The sequence below is a fragment of the Rhizobium jaguaris genome, from assembly GCF_003627755.1.
Taxonomy (GTDB): Bacteria; Pseudomonadota; Alphaproteobacteria; order Rhizobiales; family Rhizobiaceae; genus Rhizobium; species Rhizobium jaguaris.
In genome coordinates this window covers 4017647-4040612 of sequence record NZ_CP032694.1, presented here as the reverse complement: position 1 = coordinate 4040612, position 22966 = coordinate 4017647, and the positions used below count along the sequence as shown (strand labels likewise).

Genomic DNA, 22966 nt, shown 5'->3' with positions numbered 1-22966 from the left:
GCTTGTAGTGTCATGGCGATGTCGGCCTTTCGCTATGGCGCCAGGGCATCGCCAGATGGCCGAGCAGAACGGTGATCGCAAATAGTGCGAGCGTCAGGCCGGCGCTGACGAAGACCGCGGCGAGCACGAGATCGGGGCGAAAATTGTTCTTTGCGTTGAGAATGTAGATGCCCAGCCCTTTGGCGGCGCCGGCATATTCTGCGAAGATGGCGCCGACGACGGCATAGGTGATCGCGATCCTCAAGCCCGCGAAGAAATAGGGCAGCGCCGAAGGCAGACGGGCCAGGAAGAATATCCGCCAGCGCGAGGCCTTCATCGAGATCAGCAACTCGTGGATATCCTTGTCCGTCGCCTCATAGCCCTGAAGCAACGCCACCAGCATCGGGAAGAAGGTGACGAGGGCGACGAGCAGGATCTTCGGCACTAGGCCGAAGCCGAACCAGAGCACGATGAGTGGCGCAATCGCCACCAACGGCAAGGTTTGGCTGACGACGAAGAGCGGAAACAGCGCGCGGCGCACCGGCCGGGCGAAGTCCATTAGCACCGAAAAGACGAAGGCGACGCCGAGCGAGCAGCCGAAGCCTGCGAGCGTGGCGCTGAGCGTTGGCCATGTGTTGTCGATCAGCGCCTGCCGGTTGATCCAGCCTTGCGCCAGAACGCGCGAGGGCGCCGGCAGGATCGACGGGCGGATGCCGGAGAAATCGGCATAGAGTTCCCAAAGGGCCAGGAAACCCACGGCAGCGGCAATCGCCGACAAGGCGCCGATAATGGCAGTGGGAAGCGCAGATGGCGCAAATGCGGGCAGGCGTCGTGACATGACCGATAAGCTCTGATCAGGCTCTGGTCGGGCTGTTTGCGGATACCGTGACGTCCAGGGTGACATGGCCTTCGGGCGGACCGAAATTGACGAAGGCCTGCTGCAGGGTGGCGAAGATGGCGCCGGCATCGCCCCGCAGCTTGGTGGAGAAGTTCTTGGCCTTATCGAAGGTGCCCGACCGTTTCAGGAAGTCGATGCAGCCATAGATCTCGTCCATATGGTCGCCGGTGCCCATGACATACAGCGAGAATTGCGCAGCTGACGGCTGATCTGTGACCGGTGTCGTGGCAACGGCGGTCAGCGCCGCATCAATACGCTCGGCAAGCGACGCCTTGATGCCGTCCCCGAGATTGACGCCGCAAATCGGATCGTCCGGTTCGCCGGGGCAGCCGCGCGAGACGGCGGCCGAGAGCACGCAATGTTCGCCGGAGCGTGCGGCAAAGACGAAGAGATCGCGCATGGCCGCGAGCAGCACATCGGGCGGGCCGACCAGAAGCGTGGAAATATCGTCGGTTTCGATACGAAGCGCATCACGGTAGGGGTCGAGCGCCTTGATGGCGTCGAAAATGATGCCGGCGAAATTGCCGGACATGGGATACAGGGATACTTGCGCGCCTGAGAACATTTTAACCTCGCTCCGCTGGCATTACCCAGATCAGCTTTGAAGGGTCCGGAGGCATGTCGCCTCACATCTCAGCCCCGGCTTTACGGAGCTCCCCTGTGAACGGCGCGGAAGCTAGCACCGGTCTTTTGACAACGCAATGACAAATATTCAGGTGTCGGCAAGCTGCAGGTGGGTCGAGCTATCGACCCACCTGCAGCTTGCCCCGCCGAGTAGTAGAGCGGCGACAGATCTATTCAACTACATGTGCCTTAAAGCGCGGCCGCTAGTCGCCGGTGACCGACACCCTGGGCGGACGCTTCATATCGATCAAGGGCACTGGATTGTCCGGCCGCTGGAGATCGGGCCGCCAGTCGGTCGAAGCTCCTCCGGGCACGCGCTTGATACTCGGGAAATCAACAATTGATTTGTTGAACTCCATGACGACAGGAACGATCAGCGCGGCGGCCCAGCCGTTGTCCTGTCCCGCCCATTTTCCGGGCGAGGGTCCGGCAAGGCGCGATGCAACCGCACCGTTGAACAACATGTCATACCTCTCGAACGGGTCCATGGTTAAATTGTAGACAGCGCCAGTCGCGCCGAGATCCTGCTCTGCACCAAGCCAAGTGTCCTTGGCCGTCCACAAATATTTCCACGCGATGTTGAGGTCGGGGTTGCTTGGATCGCCTGCGACATCCGCGCGTGCGCCCATGAAGTTTTCGCCGTCAATGTAGACCCACGACCGTCGGGCCGAGTGCTTTGCATTCCCGAGGATGTAGTCGCTATTGTCGATGCTGTCGAAATAGATCGGCTTGCCGTCGTTGTCGGTCCATGCGCCATGCGGCGGCGGGGTCAACCCCGCCATCTTGGCGAGCGTTGCCCAGCAATCGATATGCGACATCATTTCGTCGTACTTCGCGCCGGCCGGGATGTGTCCGGGCCACCACATCAGCCCCGGTACGCGCCAACCCGCCTCAAAAGCAGTGCCTTTCTCACCACGGAACGGCGTGGTGCCTCCGTCGGGATAGGCGTCCTGCCACGCACCGTTGTCTGCGGTCACGATGACGATCGTGTTGGGCGCCTCAAGGCGGATTTCATCCATCACGCGCCCAATATCGTCGTCAAGCTCCAACAGCGCGTCCGAGTAATCGCCGAGGTGCGACTTGCCGGCAAATTTCGGGTTGGGATTGGTTGGATTGTGCATCTTCATGAAATTCACATCCATGAAGAAGGGCTTGTCGTCCTTGGCGTGCTCCTTGATGTAATCGATCGCGGAATCTGTCTGCCTTGTGTCGAATGTCGCCAGATAGTCGTAGGTGATTTCGCTGACTTTCCTTGCCGGCTGACCGGCCGTACCCTCCCACTCATACATGTTCACGACGTCGAAATAGGCGTTCTTGAACTCTGGATTGTAGGACGGGAACCAGGGATGAAAGTATCTGGTGGTGTCGGCGTAGGTGTAGACGCCAGGATAGTAGGCGGCAAACTCCTTCATCTCATCGAAGCCGTGCTCGATCGGGTAGGCCTCCGGCTTGTCGCCGAGATGCCACTTGCCCGAAAAGTAGGTCAAGTAACCGTTCTTCTTGAAGAACTCGGCGATGGTCGGGGTTTCTTTCTTGATGGCATTTTCATCGCCGGGAGCCACCACGATCGAGAGGGCTGAGCGGATCGGAATACGGCCGGTTATAAAGGAGGAGCGGCCCGCAGTGCAGCTTGCCTGGCCGTACCAGGAGGTGAACAGCGCACCCTCCTTGGCGATGCGGTCAACGTTGGGGGTTGGATGGCCGAGGGCGGCGCCTCCTCCTGAATATGCGCCGAAATCGTTCCAGCCGGTATCGTCCGTCATCAACATAATGATGTTGGGTCGCTTCTGCTCCTGCGCCCAAGCCGGCATGTTTGACAGCGCCGTGACGGCCAAGCCCGCCAACAGCCCACGCGCTAGTGTGTGTGTCCGAATTTCATCGATCGGGTCCTCCCGTTTTTCGGTGACGCAGTTCGGTCAACGGGGTCGAACTTCACGATCAATCCTGGCCGAACGGTTCTTCAACAGGATCAAGCAGTGCCGGGGTGACCATCCTCAGTAAATTGCAGCAATTTGCTCATCCGTCACTGCTTGCATGTCATCGGTCCTCGCCCTCAGGACGGCCTTAAAGTTATTGGGTCAGCCCAGTTCGAGCGGCATGGGAAGTGGGACTACTAAATCGGACCGAAGCAAGCGCGGGGGCTAGCACAACACCTTTAGCTTCCGCGAAAACTGCCCTGCAAAGCTGGTCCAAGGCCGCCGGGAGCAATGACTACGCGCCATCGCATTTCCCCAGGTTGCATCATAATGATGAATCTCCGAAAGCGATATTATCCTTTAGGGTGGCTCCCAGCGAGGAAGCGATCACTTTTTGGTGTGAAAACCTCGGTTGCAGTGAAGTTTCATGGACTCCCCATGGCCATTTGTGGCGTAAAGGGGCGCGGTCAGTCTTCCATCACCTCAATCTCGGGATAACCGGCAAGGGTGAGCCGCAGGCGGCCGCGGTCGGCGCGCTCAAGCATGATCGGGCCCGCCTTTTCCTCCAGTCGCCGGCGCAGCAAGATCAGGCGGGTCTCCAGATTGTCCTTGAAATCCGGCAGTTGCAGGCGCCGGTCGCGGCGGATCTCGCGGTTCAGAAAGTCCTGCTTGCCGGTGCGCACATAGTCTTCGAGGAAATGCAGGAGCAGCCGCCCCGGCACGCCGCGGATGAGATAGTCGTCGTCGACGAACAGCGAACCGTCGCGCGGATAGAAGCGCACGGCGATGCGGCGACCCTCGGACACGCTCCCGGCCTTGTCGGTCGACGCCTCCGTCTTCTCGCGCCGGTCTGTTTCCGCCCGCTCGCGTTCCTCGGAAAGGAAGGAGAGCGCGGTGGCGAGATGCGCGGTGATGACGGTCAGCGCCTCCTCGTCGCGATGGCGGAAGGTGAACCGCTCCGTCGATTCCGAAAACAGCACGCCGACGAGCCTTCCTCGCGAGGCAAGCGGCAGTGCGATTTGGCTGAGTGGCTTGTCAAGCGCCGGAAGCGGGATCGGCGTCGCATCCTCGACCCCAGCCATGGCCCGCACCGCCTGGATGTAGCGCTGGCCGCGACTGAGGTCAGTGATCCGCACATTGCGCCGTCGCTCGGCTGCGACACCGATAATGCCGCGCCCGAGCGGAACCTCGGCGCCAAAGCCAAACTGGTCGTAGCCGCGGCTGGCGATCGTCGTCAGCCCGCCGCGTTCGCCGTCCGGCACCAGCACCATGGAATGCCGGTAGCCGAAGAGCTCGCCGAGGCCCTCAAGCGTCGCGTCGAGCAGCGTTTCTGGATCGCCGCAGTCCGACATCCGCGCCGTCAACCTCGCCACCTTGCCCATCAGGTCGGGCAGCACGAGCGGCTCCGGCTCGACCAGCGGATTGGCGGCCGGCACGGCCCGACAGTCATCCACCCGGTAGATGTCGACGGCACGCAGCTTCATGATCCCGCTCATCCGGGCTTCCAGGATCGCCAGATGGATCGCCACCCGCTCGAAGATCTCGCCCTCCGTCTCGGAGCGCGCGAACACCAGGTCGAGCACGTGCTGCTGACCGCTATAACCGTCGACCACCATCACGGTCGCGAACCCGTTGCGCGCCACATTGGCGGCGGTCTTGGAGAAGAACTGATTGGAGAGCGCGACATGCGTCCCGTCGACGTAATGCACATGCGATAGATAGGAGATATTGGGTATTCCGTCCGCATCGGTCGTGGCGATGACGGAGGGAATGACGCCCTCGAAACTGTCCCGCAGACTTTCGAGCGGAATCATGCGACGGCTTCCGGCGTCAGCCTGCGTCCTGCGCCTGGCCCCGGCGTCTGCTCGAAGATTTCTTGTGGCTCGATCGTCAGGCAGACGAGTTCCCGGTCAGAGAGCGTGCTGGAGAGTTGCATCCGGGTAACGCCGAGCGCCAGCATCCGCGCGAGCTGTTCTGCGACATAGGCCTGGCCCAACGCCCGACAAGCGGCATCCGCCGGCCCCGCCTCCAGGATCCGCCCCTTGATCTGGCAGGCCTTGTAGTCGGCTGCCCGCACGTAGGTCGTGGCAATCGGCCGGCCGGCCAGCGCCTCGCCCACGGCCCTCGGCCATTGGCAGCGGGACGCGAGAAAGCGTAGACGTCCGCTCTGCCGGTCGAAGCGTACGCCGGAACCGCGGCCAATCATCGGCCGGCCGGCCTCGTCGCGCGTCGCGAACAAGATCATGACGGGACTTTCTATAAATTCTGCGAGTTCCCGCCCCAGCAATGCTTTTCCCCCTGAAATGCGAGGATGATAATTACTTAGGATATTCTTAGCAATCGTCCCAATTGCTTAGGATGGTTTTAGGAAGCGCCTCGGAAAGGCCTCGGCTATCTCTCGGCGATCAGCCCGGCGCACAGGGAGAGGCGCCGGCCAACCGAGAGGAAACCATCATGAGCCACGAATTCTCGCTTACCAGCATTCCCGATCTCAACGGCCGTTACGACATCTACGGCGCGATACACAAGGGCCTGCGCAAGGCCGGCTGCGACCTGCTCGGACGCCTCGCCACCGCCGATTTTCACAATGCTGAGGAGGCGGTCTTCCTGATCGGCGACCTGCGCAACTACCTGATGCTCGCCGCTTCCCACGTCAGTCACGAGGACGACCACATCCATGTCGCGCTCGCCGCCAAGGGGGTCTCGACCGTCACGCTGGACGAGCAGCACGACGACCATCGCACCGCCTTCCGCGAACTGGAAGAGCTGATCGTCGCCTGGGAAAAGGCCTGGCCGCTGCACAAGGCCGCTTGCGGCCGCAAGCTTTATCTCGCCTTTGCCGCCTATATCGCCGACGACTTCGCGCATATGCACGAGGAGGAGACTGTGACCGGCCCTCTACTGTGGCGCAACTTCACCGACAACGAAATCCTCGGCATCGAGATGGACATCATCGCCTCCCTGCCGCCGGAAAAGAGCATGGCCTTCATGCGCATCATGATCCCGGCGATTAATCCGGCGGAGCGCGCGGCACTCTTGGGCGCCATGAAGAAGGATGCTCCGCCGGAAATCTTCCAGGCAGTCATCGATTTCGCCGTCCGTCCGGGTCTTTCGGCCATCGACTTCGCCCAGCTTGCCGACGCGCTGAAGCTGGTGGCCTGAGAAAGCGACTGCGGACGGAGGATCGAATCTCCGTCTGCAGCATCGCCCAAGAATTTCCGGAGAAGAAACATGTGCAAGCCGAAGGGCGAGGCTGGCATCCCGGCCGAGTGTCCGCGCCGTGGCTGGTGTCGCGGCTGCCCTATGCTGCTTTCCGCCATGGCGGGTGAGGGGATCGCCGCGCGTCTCGACGCGCTCGTCAAGGAAGAGCGCCCGCGGGCCGCGTCGGTCCTCCTAGCCCGGTTCAGTGCCAAAGCTCCCACCATCTGAGCACCCGCATCGCCCGGAGGGTGACCCAGCGTGAGGGCTTGCCCCGCCCGTCGTCGACCTCGAACCAAACTCGCCCTGTCGGGCTCCAGTCGAGCGGCCATCTGCCGCTTTCCAGGCGTCTGGAACGAACATGGTCGATTGCCTCGCCGAGTCGCGAATCCGGAGCGGCGCTAGTCCGTATCGCTGCCAAGCGAAAATAGTCGAGCGCACGCAGGATGTCGTAGCGCCAACGGTTGGGGTGCACGAAGCGCAGAAAGCGCTCGTCTGCGGGCTCGCCGGTGCCGAGACGGCGGAAGAGGTTGCGTTCCAAGAGATATTCTTCGCCCGATCTGCGGGCCTCTCGGGATTCAGGGGTGCCCCCGGTCGCCTTCTCGTATTCCAGGAGCCCTTCCAGCACATTGACGGTGCTGGCGAAGGACGAGCGAGCCGAGCCGTTGATCCTCTCACAATTCCAGCCGCCGTCTTCGAGACGTTCGCCCACGAGCCTGTCGACGATGGATGAGACATCGATCCCGAAATAGGCACCGTCGGCAACGGTCCGGCCATTGATGCATTCTTCGACTTCGCCGTCCCAGTAAGGCTGGCCGCCTTCATCCCACCGCGAGTTTGCACCGATCAATTGGACAGTTCGTTTTGCCCGCTCCGATGATGGATCGAGACCAAACTCCCGAAGCTGCGACAACGAGAAGCTCGTGGCTGTCCACGGCTGACCATGTTCATGCCACTCCCGAGAGTCGAAGTTGCGTGGCAAGAAGGCGCCGCCTGCCCATTGCCCGTCTGCGTCCTGATAAGAAAGAAGCCTGGCTCCCCAGCCCTCGGTCTCCACTTTGGCCCGCTCCGCCATCCACTCTGCTTCCGGGGCGTCGAGCAGGTCGCGCATCACCTGCCATCGGATCGATGGGTCAGAGTTGAGAAGCCAGTCGATTACCGCGCCGGAGCCAGTCATGCGGGCGAACCTATCAGCAAATCGGGGGCGATGGTCTCTTTTAATGACTTCCGTTGGTCCGCGCCAGCCGCGCTTGCGAGGAAGCCGGCTGGACCGCGCCCACCTGCTCAGGCATGAACGCGCGTGCCAGCCATATAGTCATCAAGTGCGGCGGCTTCGTCCTTGGAGAGATAGAGACCCTTTTTCGAACGGCGCCAGAGGACGTCGGCGGCGGTGTAGGCCCATTCATGTGCCATGAGATAGCGGACTTCCGCTTCGTAGAGATCGCTGCCGAAACTGCGGCCGAGATCGGCCGCCATCTTCGCTTCTCCAAGGATCATGGCGGCGCGGGTGCCATAACGGCGCACGAGCCTGCGCGCATGCGGATCGGCGAGGAAAGGATAGCGCCCCTTCAGCTTGGCGACCTCCGCCTCATAGCCCCGGACCGGAAAATCGCCGCCTGGAAGGGAACTCTTGGCTGTCCAGGGCATGCCCTTGAGGCCGATGGCCTCCCCGATCTTTTCCAGCGCATGTTCGCTTAAGCGACGATAGGTAGTGAGTTTGCCGCCGAAGACGTTGAGCAACGGTGCCTGCCCCTCAGCCCCTTCGACCTTCAGCACATAATCGCGCGTCGCTTCCTGCGCCTTGGAGGCGCCGTCATCATAGAGCGGACGTACGGCCGAGTAGGTCCAGACGATATCCTCGCGCCGAACCGGCTCTTTGAAATATTCGCTGGCGGCATTGCAAAGATAGGTGGTCTCATCCTCGGAGATCTTCACATCCTTCGGATCATCCTTGTAGTCGCGGTCCGTCGTGCCGATCAGGGTGAAATCCTGTTCGTAGGGGATGGCGAAGATGATGCGGTTATCCGGATTCTGGAAGAAATAGGCCCGTGGGTCGTCGAACTTCTTGCGGACGATAATGTGGCTGCCCTGCACCAGGCGGACATTGTGCACCTGGTTCTTGCCGAAGGCGTCGGACAGAACATGGTCAACCCAGGGGCCGGCAGCGTTGACCAGCATGCGCGACTGGAACGCGCGTTTTTCGCCAGTAATGGTGTCCTGGGTTTCAATTGTCCAGGCGGCGCGCTCGCGACGGGCGGAAATTACCTTGGTCCGCGGCATGATGGTCGCGCCGCGATCGGCAGCGTCCCTGGCGTTGAGCACGACCATGCGCGCATCGTCCACCCAGCCGTCGGAATATTCGAAGGCTTTGGTGAACAGCGCCTTCAACGGTTTTCCCGCTGGGTCGGTTTTCATGTTCAGCACCGCCGTCGGCGGCAGCAGCTTGCGGCCGCCGAGGTGATCATAGAGGAAGAGGCCCAGACGTATGAGCCAGGCCGGGCGGATGCCGCCCTTGTGATAGGGCAGGACGAAACGCAACGGCCAGATGATGTGCGGCGCCATCGCCCAGAGCACTTCGCGCTCCATCAGCGACTCTCGCACAAGGCGGAATTCGTAATGTTCGAGGTAGCGCAGGCCGCCATGGATGAGCTTGGTGGCGCCGGAAGACGTGCCGGATGCAAAATCATTCATTTCCGCAAGCGCAACTTTGTAACCGCGCCCGGCAGCGTCACGAGCGATGCCGCAGCCATTGATGCCGCCGCCGATAACGAAGATATCGTAGATCTGCTCGCTCACGCACGCCTCTCTGGAAAGGATTGCCATTTTGGGAAATGGAAAATTCGAAAATTAATTCATCTAAAGTGAAATCAATACGAATGTCAAACGAACGTTTCGTGACGAAAGCAATGAGATGATCAATTCTGCCGGCGCGAGGTTTCCACCAAACGAACGCCATGCTCCGCCGCAGTGGCGCGAACGGACTCGACGCGACATTCGTCGGTAACGAAGGTGTGGACTTGCGAGAGATGGCCGATGCGCACTGGGGCGGTGCGTTCGAACTTGGTGCTGTCGGCCACCAGGATGACATGGCGGGCGTTGGCAATGATCGCCTGTGCCACTTTCACTTCGCGGAAATCGAAATCCAAAAGCGCGCCGTCGGCATCGACGGCCGAGGTGCCGATGATGGCGTAGTCCACTTTGAATTGCTTGATGAAGTCGACCGCCGCCTCTCCGACGATGCCACCATCCGAGCCGCGCACGACACCGCCGGCGATGACGACCTCGATCGACGGAAAGATACGTAGCTTGTTGGCAACGTTGATATTATTGGTGATGACCATCAATTCGTGGTGGCCGAGAAGGGCCTCGCCGACCGCTTCGGTCGTCGTGCCGATATTGATGAAAAGGGAGGTATTGTTGGGGATCAAGCCGGCGGCGGCACGGCCGATAGCCTGCTTTTCGGGGGCGGCGATGGAGCGGCGCGCTTCGTATTTGACGTTTTCCGTACCGCCCGGAAAGATCGCGCCGCCGTGCACGCGCGATAGAACGCGGCCGTCGCAGAGGTCGTTCAGGTCCTTGCGGATGGTCTGTGGCGTGACCGAAAAGCGAAGCGCCAGTTCCTCCACCAGCACGCGCCCTTCAGCCTTGGCGATTTCCAGAATCTCGGTCTGGCGTCCGGATAGGAACATTGTCGACGCTCCCTTTCTTTCGTTTTTCTGTCATCATATGATAAAGTGAAAATTCCGCAATTGCCGGTGCGCGAATTCTGCGATTTGGGGAGGTCAGCGTGTTTCATCCGAAGCTATTCGAAAATCGCAATGTCGTGGTCACCGGCGCCAGCCGTGGCATCGGGCTGGAGGTGGCGCGGCAGTTCCTTGACTGCAGCGCGCGCGTTCTCGTCCATGTCGGCCGCGACCCCGGGCGTGAGCTGCCCGATTTTCTAATGGAGGCGGAACTCGATCGCCGCGCCTTTCTCGTTCCAGCTGATTTCACGAGCGAGAGCGGCACGAGGGACTTTGCTCTCGCCGCTGCCGACGTGTTCGACCGCATCGATGTGCTGGTCAACAATGCCGGCACGATGGTCGGCCGCTTTCCGGCCGGCGAATTGACCGACGAGTGGTATGACCGGATCGTCCAGCTCAACCAGACTTCCGTCGTCGAGGTGACGAGGGCGCTGTTGCCGATGCTACGGGCGGCGGGTCAGGCGGCGATCGTCAACACGGTTTCGATTTCGGCTCTGACCGGCGGCAGTCCGGGATCGGCGATCTATTCCGCCTCGAAAGCCTTTGTCGCCACCTATTCGAAGGCTTTGGCGCGCGAGCTGGCGCCGGACGGTATCCGGGTGAATTGCGTATCGCCGGGAACCATCGCCACCGATTTCCACGAGCGCTATTCGTCGAAGGAAAAGCTTGAACAGACTCGCCGTTCCATCCCGCTGCAACGTCTGGGCGCACCGGAAGACTGCGCACCCGCCTATCTCTTCCTCGCCGCGCCCACGCTTTCCGGCTACATCACCGGCCAGGTGATCGAGATCAATGGCGGGCAGCTTATCTGCTGATAAATCGGACCTTTTTTGGTGCTCCGCGACTTTTTGAACCAGCTTCTGGACCCATAATATTATAGGCATATCTCTATGTGAGTTTATCGCCAGAGGCTATCATATGTCGTTGTCTTCACCGCTTGGCGGTGCTGCCGAGCATAATGTTGAGGAACTGAGTGCGAAGGCTCAAAGGGCTAGCATCCTGTTGAAGGCTCTGTCGCACGAGACGCGTCTGATCATTCTCTTCATGCTGGCCAAGCGCGAAAAGACCGTGACCGAGATCGAGGAGCTGCTCGGTTTGCAGCAGGCGGTGGTTTCGCAGCACCTGGCGCGGTTGCGGCTGGAAAAGCTGGTCGATACGCGCCGTGAGGGTCGGCTCGTCTATTATGCCGTCGCCAGTTCCGAAATCTGTTCCGTGGTCAATTCGTTGCAGGAAGTCTTCTGCAAGGCCAATTGCTGATCCTTATCGGTCATGTCGGTCAAGATGTCCGTCATAAACGGGACATGCGTTTTGCCGCAGGCTCGTTCCAGGCCGGCGAATCCGTCATCCGCGGCCGTCGGCTGACTTTCCGTTTATTCTGAAATGCGAACAGTCATTTCAATAAACGTGGACAGTAAGTTAGCTTTTTGTCACAAACGCGATGTCACAGAGGGATTAAGGATGGGGTTCCTCCGACAGCGATGTCGGAGGGTTGAATAAAGGAAACCCCCATGAAGAAGATCATTTTACTCGCGGCAATTGGATTGTTTTCCACAAGCGCCGTGGCGATGCCCAGGTACGACTCCCAATCGCTTACCTGTTCATCCGTTCATGACAAGTTGGCCCAAGAGGGCTCAATTGTGTTGCGACATCCCTCGCACATCCATCCCGATATGATGATGTACGATCGGTATGTCACGAATTCGGTGGCATGCATCGGGCAAGGGGCGATGGCAGGTGTCAGCGTTCCGACCAAAGATGACCCGAACTGCAAGGTGAAGACCTGCGTCTTCGCCACTGGAAAAGGGCCGAATAAAAACCACTAAGGCGACTGACCGAATACACGCCCTTTGCGTGGACAGCTGAAGTCGCGTCTATGCTGGCAGAATGCTCGGGATGGCAATCCCGTTGCTTCAAAAATCCAGTTCTAGGATCGCTGGAAAGGCTCGGATACTCCCATCCGGGCCTTTTCGGTCTAATGGAGGTCCGGAATTTTCTGAAGCCTCGATTTAGCCTTCAATTCATCATCGTATCGTCAATTGCTTGACACGACAGTGTTATGCAATGGCGCTAATACTCCTGGCATAAGATAAGAAGGAGGATAAGCTCGTGTATCACAGGGAAATGACCATGTCGGAAGTTTTGCGCGATCCGATGATCCGGCAGATGCTCCGTGCCGATCGGGTATCGTTGAGCGAATTTGCGAAGCTTCTGGAAAAAACGGCCCACGCAAGAAATGCAGTCTCTGTCGAAGAGAATGCAATACCGTTTATCCCTCGCGTTTTCGTCGAGCATCCATCTGTTGGCGGCGAAGTGGGTCACTGAGTCTTTCTGAGGTACCAAGCGGACAGAGCGGTGCGAGCCACCAAGTCGTCGTCGTCTCGCGATAATCGAGAAGTCCGGCTTCCGCCAGAAAGAACGTCCCGATGCAGGACGCGACGATCTGCGCGCCTTCCGCATGCCATTTCAACAACTGCGCTTTGACCAGCTCCATATCCAGCCGTCCTAGAGCCGGAATCAACTGCTCCGGCGTGCCGGTACTCAGCGCCGGAACGATCACTGCCTCCAACCATGAAGCTCACACCGGAACTCTATGTCCTAGCCGTCGTCGCTACGGTCGGCTGATGCCGTGTCATTGCAGGCAACGATGCATCTAAGGTTCGACTGTGAACGCGATGTACATTCCCGCATTGAAGTGCCCCTGTTCGTTGCAGAACAGCACGTATTTACCGGGTTTGAGGGTCAAGGTGGTATTACGCGACTTGCCCGGATGCACATCGCCAAGTTCTTTGAGACCCTTGAACTTGTCCTCGTCGACGCGGGCGCCGCTTGCATCCGTTGGAAAATCCGCTGGGGCAAGGTCTGTCTTGACGAGCAGAAGTTCGTGATCTTCGTCGGTGGACACGTTCTTTACCTGGAACTGAACTTTGCCTGGTTTGACGTGATCAGTGCTTAGTGTGACACCTTGCGAACCGTCTGGTTTGTTCCATAGCTCCGCCTTAATGACGGTCAAGCCAGAGGCGTGGACCGGAATCGCAAGGTTGAGGAAGAACGCAATAACAACGGGCGCAATCTGAGATGATCTGATCATGATATACCCCCTTTCCCGCTCTGCGCATTAAGCGCCAAAGCAACAACAAGTATATCCGACCCAAGAAGACACAAATTGATTTGCGTCAACATTCTGATCTGCAACTTCATCCCGTGGTGATTTTATCCATCGGCGTGCAATCACCCTCGACCACCAAGCCCTTTCGGCTCACCATCACCGTCGATCGCCACCAGCCTCGCCATCTTCTGCGGATACAGTCAGAGGAACAGGAAACTCGAATGTTGCGCTGATGCCCCCGCCCATTTAACTGTCTCTTTTGGGAGAGTTGAATGATCGACAAGCTGGAATTCTTTATCGCGCTTGCCAACCAGAAGCATTTCGGCCGTGCCGCCGAAGAATGCGGGGTGACGCAGCCGACGTTGTCGGCGGCGATCAGGCAGTTGGAGGATCAGCTCGGCGTCATGCTCGTCAGCCGCGGCTCGCGCTTTCAGGGGCTGACGCCGGAGGGCCAGCGCGTGCTGGAATGGGCGCGGCGCATCGTCGGCGATACCAGGACCATGCGCGAAGAAATGCGGGCGGCGCGCAAGGGGCTTGCCGGCCATATTCGGATTGCCGCCATTCCGACGGCGCTCGCCATGGTGCCGAAGATCACCGCGCCGTTTCAGGAGCGGCATCCCGACGTCACCTTCTCCATCACTTCGCGCAATTCGCTGCAGGTGCTGAGTCTGCTTGAAAATCTCGAGATCGATGCCGGTATCACCTATCTGGAAAACGAACCGCTGGGCCGCGTCACCAGCGTGCCGCTTTACGCCGAGCGCTATCATTTGATTACGGCGGCCGGCAGTCCGCTGGCCGAGCGCACAAGCGTGACCTGGAAGGAAGTCGGTAATCTTCGGCTTTGTCTATTGACTGCCGACATGCAGAACCGCCGGATCATCAACCGGCATCTCTCCGAAGCCGGCGCAACGGCCCGGCCGACGCTGGAATCCAACTCGATGATCGTGCTGTTCTCCCATGTCTTGACTGGGCGCTGGGCGAGCATCATGCCGAAAAATGTTGCCGATTCCTTCGGCTTTCCCGCCGATATTCACAAGATCCCGATCACCGAGCCGGATGCCGTACATCTCGTCGGCCTGGTGGCCACTCACCGCGAACCTTTTACGCCATTAGTATCGGCTTTGTTGCATGAGGCGCGATTACTCGCGGAAAGCGATAAAGATCGATAGAAATTTTCTATCGGGTGACGGGACTGCATTATTGATCCCTCGGTTCTTCCCTGCGATTTTTGCTGAGTGAACATGCATTGAGGCGTGTTCGCAGAGGAGAAGCTTGGGAGGCTGCTTATGAGTTTGCATCTTGGCTCGGGCGAGATCGTGGCCCGCGCCGGCGTCATCATCGACAGCATGAAGTCGATGGAAGGCCCGCTCCTGCCGATCCTACATGGGATCCAGGCGGAATTCGGTTATGTGCCGCAGGATACGCTGCCACTGATCGCCAAAGCCCTGAACCTGTCGCGCGCGGAGGTTCACGGCGTCATGACCTTCTACCATGATTACCGCGATCATCCCGCCGGCCGCCATGTCCTTAAGCTCTGTCGTGCCGAATCCTGTCAGTCGATGGGCGGCGACCAGCTGGCGGAGCGCATCAAGCGGCTGCTCGGCATTGATTTCCACCAGACGACACCGGATGGCAGCGTGACGCTGGAGCCGGTCTATTGCCTCGGCCTCTGCGCCTGCTCGCCGGCTGCGATGCTGGACGGCGAACTCTATGGCCGTCTGGACAATGAGGCAGCCGAAGAGCTCGTGATGGAGGCGCGCCGATGACGGTGAAGATTTACATTCCACGCGATGCGGCCGCTCTTTCCCTCGGTGCCGAGAAAGTGGCGAAGGCCGTCGCGCAGGAGATCGCCAACCGCGGCCTCGATGCGCGGATCGTGCGCAACGGCTCGCGCGGCATGTTCTGGCTGGAGCCGTTGGTCGAGGTCGAAGTCGAAGGCAAGCGTATCGGTTACGGGCCGGTGAAGGCCAATGATGTGGCTGATATCTTCGGTGCCGGGCTGATCACCGGCGGCGATCATGCGCTCTGTCTTGGGGAGATTGAAAACCTCCCATTCCTCAAGGAACAGACCCGCCTTACCTTCGCTCGCTGTGGCATCATCGATCCGCTTTCACTCGAAGACTACGAAGCTCATGGCGGCCTCAAGGGGCTGCGCCGCGCCATTGGTATGGCTGCGGCAGACGTCGTGAAAGAGGTTACCGACTCCGGCCTGCGCGGTCGCGGCGGTGCGGGCTTTCCGACCGGTATCAAATGGAAGACGGTGCTCGACGCGCCGGGCGACCGCAAATACATCGTCTGCAATGCCGATGAAGGCGACAGCGGCACCTTTGCCGACCGCATGATCATGGAAGGCGATCCCTTCGTCTTGATCGAAGGCATGGCGATTGCCGGTCTGGCGACTGGCGCCACCAAGGGCTTCGTCTATACGCGCTCGGAATATCCGCATGCGATTGCCGTGATGACGGAAGCGGTCGAGATTGCCAGAGCCGCCGGCATTCTCGGATCTTCCGTTCTCGGCTCCGGCAAGGCTTTCGATATGGAGATCCGCAGCGGCGCCGGCGCCTATGTCTGCGGCGAAGAAACATCGCTGCTCAACAGCCTGGAAGGCAAGCGCGGCGTCGTGCGCGCCAAGCCGCCGTTGCCGGCGCACAAGGGCCTGTTCGACTGTCCGACCGTCATCAACAACGTCATCTCGCTCGCCTCCGTCCCCGTCATCATGGACAAGGGGGCTGCCTTCTACCGCGATTTCGGCATGGGCCGTTCGCGCGGCACCATTCCCCTCCAGATCGCGGGCAACGTCAAATATGGCGGCCTCTATGAAACGGCCTTCGGCCTGTCGCTCGGAGATATCGTCGACAGGATTGGTGGCGGCACGAGGACTGGCAGGCCGGTGAAGGCGGTGCAGGTCGGCGGGCCGTTGGGAGCTTATTTCCCACGCAAGCTCTTCGACACGCCCTTCGATTATGAGGCCTTTGCGGCCAAGGATGGGCTGATCGGCCATGCCGGCATCGTCGTCTTCGATGACACCGCCGACATGTTGAAGCAGGCGCGTTTTGCCATGGAATTCTGTGCGGTGGAAAGCTGCGGCAAGTGCACGCCCTGCCGCATCGGTTCGATCCGCGGCGTCGAGACGGCAGACAAGATCGCGCGTGGCATCGAGCCGGAAAAGAACCGGGTGCTGCTTGCCGATCTCTGCAACACGATGAAATTCGGCTCGCTCTGCGCACTCGGCGGGTTCACGCCCTATCCCGTCATGAGCGCGATGACCCATTTCCCGGAGGACTTTTCTCCGGCTCCCTTGATTGAAGCGGCGGAGTAAGACCAGATGTCCCTTGTTTCCGAAATCGACTACGGCACGCCCGCCTCCCGCTCCGAAAGCATGGTGACCCTGACCATCGACGGGCAGCAGATCACCGTGCCGGAAGGCACTTCGGTCATGCGCGCTTCGAGAGAAGCGGGGATCATGGTGCCGAAGCTTTGCGCTACCGACATGATCGATGCCTTCGGCTCTTGCCGCCTCTGTCTGGTCGAGATCGAGGGAAGGGCGGGCACGCCGGCTTCCTGCACGACGCCGGTGGCGCCGGGCATGGTGGTGCACACACAGACTGGGCGGTTGAAGGATATCCGGCGCGGCGTGATGGAGCTCTATATCTCCGACCATCCGCTCGACTGCCTGACCTGCGCCGCCAATGGCGATTGCGAATTGCAGGACATGGCGGGCGCCGTTGGTCTGCGCGACGTCCGCTACGGCTATGACGGCGACAATCACGTTACGGCGCGCAACAATGGCGAGATCAATCTGAAATGGATGCCGAAGGACGAGTCCAATCCCTATTTCACCTATGATCCGTCCAAATGCATCGTCTGCTCTCGTTGCGTGAATGCCTGTGAGGAGGTGCAGGGCACCTTTGCGCTGACCATCGAGGGCCGCGGCTTCGGCTCGCGCGTCTCCGCGGGCATGCACGAGCAATTCATTAATTCGGAATGCGTCTCCTGTGGCGCCTGCGTGCAGGCCTGCCCGACGGCGACGCTGACCGAAAAATCGGTGATATCGATCGGCCAGCCGGAGCATTCGGTCGTCACCACCTGCGCCTATTGCGGTGTCGGCTGCTCCTTCAAGGCAGAAATGCGCGGCGAGGAACTAGTGCGCATGGTGCCGTGGAAAGATGGCCAGGCCAATCGCGGCCATTCCTGCGTCAAGGGCCGCTTCGCCTATGGCTATTCGAACCATAAGGACCGCATCCTCAATCCGATGGTCCGCGAGAAGATCAGCGATCCCTGGCGGGAGGTTACCTGGGATGAGGCGTTTGCGCATATCGCCACCGAATTCAAGCGCCTCCAATATCAATATGGTCGGGATTCCGTAGGCGGTATCACTTCTTCGCGCTGCACCAATGAAGAGACGTTCCTGGTGCAGAAGCTGGTGCGCGCCGGCTTCGGCAACAACAATGTCGATACCTGCGCCCGCGTCTGCCATTCGCCGACCGGCTATGGCCTTGGCCAGGCGTTCGGCACCTCGGCCGGCACGCAGAATTTCGACAGCGTCGAGCATTCGGATGTCGTCGTCGTCATCGGCGCAAACCCGACAGACGGCCATCCGGTCTTTGCCTCGCGTCTGAAGAAGCGGTTGCGCCAGGGCGCGAAGCTGATCGTCATAGACCCCCGCCGCATCGATCTGGTGCGCACGCCGCATGTGGAGGCGAGCTATCATTTGCCGCTGCAGCCGGGCACCAACGTCGCCATGCTGACGGCGCTGGCTCATGTCATCGTCACCGAAGGTCTGTTCGACGAAAAGTTCATCCGTGAGCGCTGCGACTGGTCCGAATTCGAAGATTGGGCCGCGTTCGTCGCCGAGCCGCAGCACAGCCCTGAGGAAACGGAAAAATACACCGGCGTGCCCGCCGATCTCGTGCGCGGCGCTGCCCGTCTCTATGCCAAGGGCGGCAATGGCGCGATCTATTATGGCCTCGGTGTCACCGAGCACAGCCAGGGCTCGACGACGGTCATGGCGATCGCCAATCTTGCCATGGCGACAGGCAATATCGGCCGTCCGGGCGTCGGCGTGAATCCGCTGCGCGGCCAGAACAACGTGCAGGGTTCCTGTGACATGGGCTCCTTCCCGCACGAACTGACAGGCTATCGCCACATCTCCGACGATGCGACGCGCGATATCTTCGAGAAGCTTTGGGGTGTTAAGCTCGACAAGGAGCCAGGCCTGCGCATCCCGAATATGCTCGATGCCGCCGTCGAGGGCACGTTCAAGGGCCTCTACATCCAGGGCGAGGATATCCTGCAATCCGATCCAGATACCAAACATGTCGCAGCCGGCCTTGCCGCGATGGAATGCGTCGTCGTCCACGATCTCTTCCTGAACGAGACCGCCAATTATGCGCATGTCTTCCTGCCCGGCTCGACCTTCCTGGAGAAGGACGGCACCTTCACCAATGCCGAGCGACGCATCAACCGCGTCCGCAAGGTCATGAGTCCTCGCAATGGCTATGCCGATTGGGAAGTAACGCAGAAGATGGCGCAAGCCATGGGGCTTGCCTGGAACTACACGCATCCGTCCGAGATCATGGACGAGATTGCCGCGACGACGCCGACCTTCGCCCTCGTCTCCTACGACTATCTGGAAAAGATGGGCTCGGTGCAGTGGCCTTGCAATGAGAAGACGCCGCTTGGCTCGCCAATCATGCACGTCGATGGTTTCGTGCGCGGCAAGGGTAAATTCATCCGCACTGAATATGTCGCGACCGATGAACGCACCGGGCCGCGCTTTCCGCTGCTGCTCACCACCGGGCGTATTCTCAGCCAGTACAATGTCGGTGCACAGACACGCCGCACGGACAATGTCGTCTGGCATGCCGAAGACCGGTTGGAGATCCATCCGCACGATGCCGAGCAGCGCGGCATCCGCGATGGCGATTGGATCAAGCTCGCCAGCCGCTCCGGCGATACGACGCTTAGGGCATTGATTACCGACCGCGTTGCCCCTGGTGTCGTCTACACGACCTTCCACCATCCCGACACGCAAGCGAATGTCATCACCACTGACTATTCCGACTGGGCGACCAACTGCCCGGAATACAAGGTAACGGCCGTGCAGGTCTCGCCCTCCAATGGGCCGTCGCAATGGCAGATCGACTATGACGAACAGGCACGGCAGTCTCGCCGGATTGCGGGGAAGATGGAGGCTGCGGAGTGATGGCGGATGGGTTGATCCCTTCTCCCCTCGGGGAGAAGGTGCCCGTAGGGCGGATGAGGGGGGCTCTCCGCGCGGGAGGAACTGTCCTTCGCTTGCGCTCAGGCCGCTCGGAGCTACCGCTCCTCGCCCCCCTCATCCGACGCTTCGCGCCACCTTCTCCCCGTCGGGGAGAAGGAAGGGTTGCCATATGACCCACTTCAAACCCACTGTGACCGTCTCCGAAACCGCCCGTCGCAACGGCATTGTCCGCTCCGGATCACGCATCGTCCCCGAGGAAGTACCGATCGCTTTTTCCTATGGCGGCACTTCGCATGCGGTGATGATGGGAACGCCTGCCGATATCGAGGATTTCGCCATCGGCTTCAGCCTGACCGAGGGCATCATCACCGATATCGACCAGATCGTGGCGGTTGAGCCCGTCGAGGACGAGCGGGGGATCGACGTACAGATTGCCTTGATCGATGACGCCGCCGATGCGCTGCGTGTCCGGCGGCGGCATATGGCCGGGCCGGTTGGCTGCGGCCTCTGCGGCATCGAATCGATCGAGCAGGCGGTGCGCAAGGTGCCCGATGTTTCGGGCGTTTCGCTGACGGTTGCGCATGAGGATATCATCAAAGCCGTGGCGCTGCTGACCGATGCACAGCTATTGAACCGCGAGACGCGGGCCGTACATGGCGCGGGCCTTTATATTCCAAGCAAAGGTCTGCTTGCCGTGCGCGAGGATGTCGGGCGGCACAATGCGCTGGACAAGCTCTGCGGCGCCGTCATCCGCTCCGGTCACAAAGGTGGAGAGGGCTTTGTAGCAGTCACCAGCCGGTTGTCGGTCGAGATGGTGCAGAAGGCGGCGATATTGGGCAGCTCCGTCCTCGTCGCCATTTCCGCGCCGACAGCACTCGCCATCCGCACGGCCGAGGAGGCGGGCATGACGCTGGTAGCGCTGGTGCGCGGCGACGATTTCGAGATTTTCACCCATCCGCAGCGTATTATTCCGGGGAGCATCGCCGATGTCGCCTGACGACACACCTCATGGCAAGACCGCGACCAAGCTCGTCTACATGGCGAACCAGATCGCCACCTTCTTCAAGACGCAGCCGGCCAATGAAGCGGTGCCGGGCGTTGCGACGCATATCAACAAATTCTGGGAACCGCGTATGCGGCGGCAGCTTTTCGAGCTGATCGATCATGGAGACAGCGGGTTGAATCCGCTGGTGCTGGAGGCAGCGTCCTTGATCCATAGGCCGGAGCCAGTCAAGCAAGACTGATCCGGTCTTAAATTACGGCGCCGTTCATGGCATGCTGCTTGCATGAATAAAACCGCCCGGGAAAACCGGGCGGTTTTATTCATGGAGAGTGGATTGAAAAACAGGCGCTTAAGCGGCGAGTTCTTCCGCTTCGTTTTCCTTGAACATCTTGGCGAGGTTCAGGAAGCAGATCATGCCGCTTTCGGTGGCAATGATGCCTTCGCAATAGGCGCGATCGAAGGAAGCGGTGACTTCGGGGACTGGCTGGACTTGGCTCGAGGAAATCGTCAGGATGTCGGAGACGCGGTCGACCAGCATGCCGATGACCATATTATGAACTTCGGCGACGACGATGGCGCTGCGTTCATTGGCGACCGTGCTCTTCATGCCAAGCTTGTAGGCGAGATCGATGATTGGGATGACTGAGCCGCGCAGGTTCATGACGCCGATGACATCGGCCGGCGCATGCGGGATCGGCGTCGACGGCGCCCAGCCGCGGATTTCGCGGATCGTGGTGGTCTTAACGCAGAACTCCTGATCATGAAGCCGGAAGGCAATGATCTCCAAAGTGTCGCCGCTGAAGCTGGTGGAATTGATCGTGGCCATGAACATTCTTCCCATTGGAGCATGGCGCCAAAACTGGCGCGCTATGATGACGATAGCGCAAGAATGTTGCTCAAACCTAAACCCCGGAAAGAGATTTCGCCACGATACGCTTCAGAGCGGTTCAGCTTTTGGCGGAATCTCAGAACCGCTCTGTCCTTTTGTTTTTTCGCAATTTCGGACGGAAAACCGCTGAGCACTTTTCCTGAAATTGCTTTGGCCACTTCCAAGGTTCCGGCTTATTTGGCCAGAACCTTGTCGATCTGTTCCAGCGCCCAATCGACCTGATTATGGGTGATGACCAGCGGCGGGGCGAGGCGGATCGTGTGGTCGTGCGTGTCCTTGGCGAGCAGGCCGAGATCCTTGAGCTGGTAGCAATATTGCCGCGCGCCGCCTGCCTCCGGCACCAGCTCCACCGCCATCATCAGGCCACGGCCGCGAACCTCCTTGACGATATTCGAGCGGATCGAGCGCAGGCCTTCGAGGAAATAATCGCCCATGACGGCAGCGTTCTCGATCATGCCTTCGTCGGTCAGGACGCGCAGTGCGGCGCGAGCGACGGCGCAAGCAAGCGGATTGCCGCCGAAGGTGGAGCCGTGCTGGCCGGGCTTCAGGACGCCGAGCACTTCAGAATTGGAGAGCACGGCGGAGACCGGATAGAAGCCACCGGACAGCGCCTTGCCGATCAGCGTCACGTCGGCCTCGATGCCCTCGTGCTCTTCGGCGAGCAGCTTGCCAGTGCGGCCGAGGCCGGTCTGAATCTCATCGAGGATGAGGGCGACGTTATTGCCCGTGCATAGCTCGCGCACACGGGTGAAATAGCCGGGCGCGGGAATGATGACGCCGGCCTCGCCCTGGATCGGCTCGATCAGCGCGGCGACTGTATTTCCGTTGATTGCGGCGGCAAAAGCGTCGGCATCGCCGAAGGGGATGATGCGGAAACCCGGCGTATAAGGACCGAAGCCGGTACGGGCATCCGGATCGGTGGAGAAGCTGATGATGCTGAGCGTCCGGCCGTGGAAATTATTAGAGCAGACGATGATCTCCGCCTGGTTTTCGGGGACGCCCTTCACCTCATAGCCCCATTTGCGCACGGCTTTGATCGCCGTCTCGACGGCTTCGGCGCCGGAGTTCATTGGCAGGATCTTGTGCGAACCGGTCAGTGCCGCCAGCTCCTCATAGAGGTAGGCGAGCTGGTCGTTGCGGAAGGCGCGTGAGGTCAGCGTCAGCTTGCCGGCCTGCTCGATCATCGCTTCGCGAATCTTCGGGTGGCAATGGCCCTGGTTGACAGCCGAATAGGCCGACAGGCAATCGAGGTAGCGCTTGCCGTCGGTGTCCCAGACATAGACGCCTTCGCCGCGTGTCAGCACGACGTCGAGCGGCTTGTAATTGTGGGCGCCGAGGCGCTGCTCGGTCGCAATGAGATCGCTTGGTTCGCTCATGATAATTTCCC

At 60.2% G+C, this 22966-nt stretch carries 22 protein-coding genes and 1 riboswitch; of the genes, 10 read left to right on the top strand and 12 right to left on the bottom strand.

What is annotated here, in order from left to right; all coding sequences use genetic code 11:
• Nucleotides 1-10: 10 nt before the first annotated feature.
• From CCGE525_RS19680 to CCGE525_RS19660, 5 genes are all read right to left on the bottom strand, one after another.
• Nucleotides 11-817: an ABC transporter permease gene (locus tag CCGE525_RS19680; protein WP_120705751.1), complete on the bottom strand. Its 807-nt coding sequence runs from the start codon at nucleotides 815-817 to the stop codon at nucleotides 11-13.
• Nucleotides 818-833: 16 nt separating this feature from the next.
• Nucleotides 834-1442, bottom strand: coding sequence for a YkoF family thiamine/hydroxymethylpyrimidine-binding protein (locus CCGE525_RS19675; protein WP_120705750.1), 609 nt, complete (start codon nucleotides 1440-1442; stop codon nucleotides 834-836).
• Nucleotides 1433-1547, bottom strand: a riboswitch (TPP riboswitch). It overlaps the preceding gene by 10 nt.
• A gap of 157 nt (nucleotides 1548-1704) precedes the next feature.
• Entirely contained in the window at nucleotides 1705-3312 is a 1608-nt protein-coding gene (locus CCGE525_RS19670) for an arylsulfatase (protein WP_120706506.1), read from the bottom strand.
• A gap of 572 nt (nucleotides 3313-3884) precedes the next feature.
• Nucleotides 3885-5231, bottom strand: a complete 1347-nt coding sequence (locus CCGE525_RS19665; RefSeq protein WP_120705749.1) for a GAF domain-containing protein — start codon at nucleotides 5229-5231, stop codon at nucleotides 3885-3887.
• Nucleotides 5228-5704, bottom strand: a complete 477-nt coding sequence (locus CCGE525_RS19660; RefSeq protein ID WP_120705748.1) for a hypothetical protein — start codon at nucleotides 5702-5704, stop codon at nucleotides 5228-5230. The genes CCGE525_RS19665 and CCGE525_RS19660 overlap by 4 nt, the downstream gene beginning before the upstream one ends.
• Nucleotides 5705-5871: 167 nt before the next feature.
• Here CCGE525_RS19660 and CCGE525_RS19655 point away from each other — a divergent pair, with 167 nt between their 5' ends.
• The gene (locus CCGE525_RS19655; RefSeq protein WP_120705747.1) at nucleotides 5872-6579 is read left to right on the top strand and encodes a hemerythrin domain-containing protein; all 708 of its coding nucleotides are present in this window, start codon (nucleotides 5872-5874) and stop codon (nucleotides 6577-6579) included.
• A gap of 241 nt (nucleotides 6580-6820) precedes the next feature.
• Here CCGE525_RS19655 and CCGE525_RS19645 read toward each other — a convergent pair whose 3' ends face one another.
• The 3 genes from CCGE525_RS19645 to CCGE525_RS19635 all read right to left on the bottom strand — a co-directional run bounded on the left by CCGE525_RS19645 (nucleotide 6821) and on the right by CCGE525_RS19635 (nucleotide 10304).
• Nucleotides 6821-7792 carry a squalene cyclase gene (locus CCGE525_RS19645; protein WP_120705745.1) on the bottom strand — a complete coding sequence of 324 codons (972 nt, stop codon included), beginning with the start codon at nucleotides 7790-7792 and terminating at the stop codon, nucleotides 6821-6823.
• A 107-nt stretch (nucleotides 7793-7899) separates the two neighbouring features.
• Nucleotides 7900-9411 (bottom strand): glycerol-3-phosphate dehydrogenase, encoded by a 1512-nt coding sequence (glpD, locus tag CCGE525_RS19640; RefSeq protein WP_120705744.1) that lies wholly within the window; start codon nucleotides 9409-9411, stop codon nucleotides 7900-7902.
• 119 nt (nucleotides 9412-9530) lie between these two features.
• On the bottom strand, nucleotides 9531-10304 hold the full coding sequence (locus CCGE525_RS19635; RefSeq protein WP_120705743.1) for a DeoR/GlpR family DNA-binding transcription regulator: 774 nt from the start codon (nucleotides 10302-10304) through the stop codon (nucleotides 9531-9533).
• 98 nt (nucleotides 10305-10402) lie between these two features.
• On the opposite strand from CCGE525_RS19635, the gene CCGE525_RS19630 reads away from it, so the two are divergent.
• The 3 genes from CCGE525_RS19630 (at nucleotide 10403) to CCGE525_RS19620 (ending at nucleotide 12181) form a co-directional block, all read left to right on the top strand.
• Entirely contained in the window at nucleotides 10403-11173 is a 771-nt protein-coding gene (locus CCGE525_RS19630; RefSeq protein WP_120705742.1) for an SDR family NAD(P)-dependent oxidoreductase, read from the top strand.
• A gap of 103 nt (nucleotides 11174-11276) precedes the next feature.
• Entirely contained in the window at nucleotides 11277-11615 is a 339-nt protein-coding gene (locus CCGE525_RS19625) for an ArsR/SmtB family transcription factor (protein ID WP_120705741.1), read from the top strand.
• Between the two features lie 251 nt (nucleotides 11616-11866).
• Nucleotides 11867-12181 carry a hypothetical protein gene (locus tag CCGE525_RS19620; protein WP_120705740.1) on the top strand — a complete coding sequence of 105 codons (315 nt, stop codon included), beginning with the start codon at nucleotides 11867-11869 and terminating at the stop codon, nucleotides 12179-12181.
• Between the two features lie 443 nt (nucleotides 12182-12624).
• On the opposite strand, the gene CCGE525_RS19615 is transcribed toward CCGE525_RS19620, so the two are convergent.
• The gene (locus CCGE525_RS19615) at nucleotides 12625-12924 is read right to left on the bottom strand and encodes a type 1 glutamine amidotransferase family protein (protein WP_205587406.1); all 300 of its coding nucleotides are present in this window, start codon (nucleotides 12922-12924) and stop codon (nucleotides 12625-12627) included.
• 84 nt (nucleotides 12925-13008) lie between these two features.
• A complete protein-coding gene (locus CCGE525_RS19610) occupies nucleotides 13009-13446 on the bottom strand; it encodes a plastocyanin/azurin family copper-binding protein (protein ID WP_120705739.1) in 438 nt (145 codons plus the stop codon).
• 290 nt (nucleotides 13447-13736) lie between these two features.
• Between CCGE525_RS19610 and CCGE525_RS19605 the strand changes: the two genes are divergently transcribed.
• The 6 genes from CCGE525_RS19605 (at nucleotide 13737) to CCGE525_RS19575 (ending at nucleotide 20931) form a co-directional block, all read left to right on the top strand.
• Nucleotides 13737-14633 carry a LysR family transcriptional regulator gene (locus tag CCGE525_RS19605; protein ID WP_120705738.1) on the top strand — a complete coding sequence of 299 codons (897 nt, stop codon included), beginning with the start codon at nucleotides 13737-13739 and terminating at the stop codon, nucleotides 14631-14633.
• A gap of 117 nt (nucleotides 14634-14750) precedes the next feature.
• Entirely contained in the window at nucleotides 14751-15230 is a 480-nt protein-coding gene (locus CCGE525_RS19600) for a formate dehydrogenase subunit gamma (protein ID WP_120705737.1), read from the top strand.
• Nucleotides 15227-16783 (top strand): formate dehydrogenase beta subunit, encoded by a 1557-nt coding sequence (locus CCGE525_RS19595; protein ID WP_120705736.1) that lies wholly within the window; start codon nucleotides 15227-15229, stop codon nucleotides 16781-16783. The genes CCGE525_RS19600 and CCGE525_RS19595 overlap by 4 nt, the downstream gene beginning before the upstream one ends.
• Before the next feature lie 6 nt (nucleotides 16784-16789).
• On the top strand, nucleotides 16790-19669 hold the full coding sequence (gene fdhF, locus CCGE525_RS19590) for a formate dehydrogenase subunit alpha (protein WP_120705735.1): 2880 nt from the start codon (nucleotides 16790-16792) through the stop codon (nucleotides 19667-19669).
• A 187-nt stretch (nucleotides 19670-19856) separates the two neighbouring features.
• Nucleotides 19857-20684: a formate dehydrogenase accessory sulfurtransferase FdhD gene (gene fdhD, locus CCGE525_RS19580; protein ID WP_120705733.1), complete on the top strand. Its 828-nt coding sequence runs from the start codon at nucleotides 19857-19859 to the stop codon at nucleotides 20682-20684.
• On the top strand, nucleotides 20674-20931 hold the full coding sequence (locus CCGE525_RS19575; RefSeq protein WP_120705732.1) for a formate dehydrogenase subunit delta: 258 nt from the start codon (nucleotides 20674-20676) through the stop codon (nucleotides 20929-20931). Before fdhD ends, CCGE525_RS19575 begins: the two co-directional genes overlap by 11 nt.
• A 108-nt stretch (nucleotides 20932-21039) precedes the next feature.
• On the opposite strand, the gene CCGE525_RS19570 is transcribed toward CCGE525_RS19575, so the two are convergent.
• Nucleotides 21040-21516, bottom strand: a complete 477-nt coding sequence (locus tag CCGE525_RS19570; protein WP_120705731.1) for a chemotaxis protein CheW — start codon at nucleotides 21514-21516, stop codon at nucleotides 21040-21042.
• Between the two features lie 236 nt (nucleotides 21517-21752).
• Nucleotides 21753-22955, bottom strand: coding sequence for an ornithine--oxo-acid transaminase (gene rocD / locus CCGE525_RS19565; protein ID WP_120705730.1), 1203 nt, complete (start codon nucleotides 22953-22955; stop codon nucleotides 21753-21755).
• Between the last annotated feature and the right edge of the window lie 11 nt (nucleotides 22956-22966).

Excerpts from the sequence above, each read along its gene's own strand:
- CCGE525_RS19680 (WP_120705751.1), bottom strand. The coding sequence starts at position 817 with ATGTCACGACGCCTGCCCGCATTTGCGCCATCTGCGCTTCCCACTGCC.
- CCGE525_RS19675 (WP_120705750.1), bottom strand. The coding sequence starts at position 1,442 with ATGTTCTCAGGCGCGCAAGTATCCCTGTATCCCATGTCCGGCAATTTC.
- CCGE525_RS19670 (WP_120706506.1), bottom strand. The coding sequence starts at position 3,312 with ATGCCGGCTTGGGCGCAGGAGCAGAAGCGACCCAACATCATTATGTTG.
- CCGE525_RS19665 (WP_120705749.1), bottom strand. The coding sequence starts at position 5,231 with ATGATTCCGCTCGAAAGTCTGCGGGACAGTTTCGAGGGCGTCATTCCC.
- CCGE525_RS19655 (WP_120705747.1), top strand. The coding sequence starts at position 5,872 with ATGAGCCACGAATTCTCGCTTACCAGCATTCCCGATCTCAACGGCCGT.
- CCGE525_RS19645 (WP_120705745.1), bottom strand. The coding sequence starts at position 7,792 with ATGACTGGCTCCGGCGCGGTAATCGACTGGCTTCTCAACTCTGACCCA.
- CCGE525_RS19635 (WP_120705743.1), bottom strand. The coding sequence starts at position 10,304 with ATGTTCCTATCCGGACGCCAGACCGAGATTCTGGAAATCGCCAAGGCT.
- CCGE525_RS19625 (WP_120705741.1), top strand. The coding sequence starts at position 11,277 with ATGTCGTTGTCTTCACCGCTTGGCGGTGCTGCCGAGCATAATGTTGAG.
- CCGE525_RS19620 (WP_120705740.1), top strand. The coding sequence starts at position 11,867 with ATGAAGAAGATCATTTTACTCGCGGCAATTGGATTGTTTTCCACAAGC.
- CCGE525_RS19610 (WP_120705739.1), bottom strand. The coding sequence starts at position 13,446 with ATGATCAGATCATCTCAGATTGCGCCCGTTGTTATTGCGTTCTTCCTC.
- CCGE525_RS19605 (WP_120705738.1), top strand. The coding sequence starts at position 13,737 with ATGATCGACAAGCTGGAATTCTTTATCGCGCTTGCCAACCAGAAGCAT.
- CCGE525_RS19600 (WP_120705737.1), top strand. The coding sequence starts at position 14,751 with ATGAGTTTGCATCTTGGCTCGGGCGAGATCGTGGCCCGCGCCGGCGTC.
- CCGE525_RS19595 (WP_120705736.1), top strand. The coding sequence starts at position 15,227 with ATGACGGTGAAGATTTACATTCCACGCGATGCGGCCGCTCTTTCCCTC.
- fdhF (WP_120705735.1), top strand. The coding sequence starts at position 16,790 with ATGTCCCTTGTTTCCGAAATCGACTACGGCACGCCCGCCTCCCGCTCC.
- fdhD (WP_120705733.1), top strand. The coding sequence starts at position 19,857 with ATGACCCACTTCAAACCCACTGTGACCGTCTCCGAAACCGCCCGTCGC.
- CCGE525_RS19575 (WP_120705732.1), top strand. The coding sequence starts at position 20,674 with ATGTCGCCTGACGACACACCTCATGGCAAGACCGCGACCAAGCTCGTC.
- CCGE525_RS19570 (WP_120705731.1), bottom strand. The coding sequence starts at position 21,516 with ATGGCCACGATCAATTCCACCAGCTTCAGCGGCGACACTTTGGAGATC.
- rocD (WP_120705730.1), bottom strand. The coding sequence starts at position 22,955 with ATGAGCGAACCAAGCGATCTCATTGCGACCGAGCAGCGCCTCGGCGCC.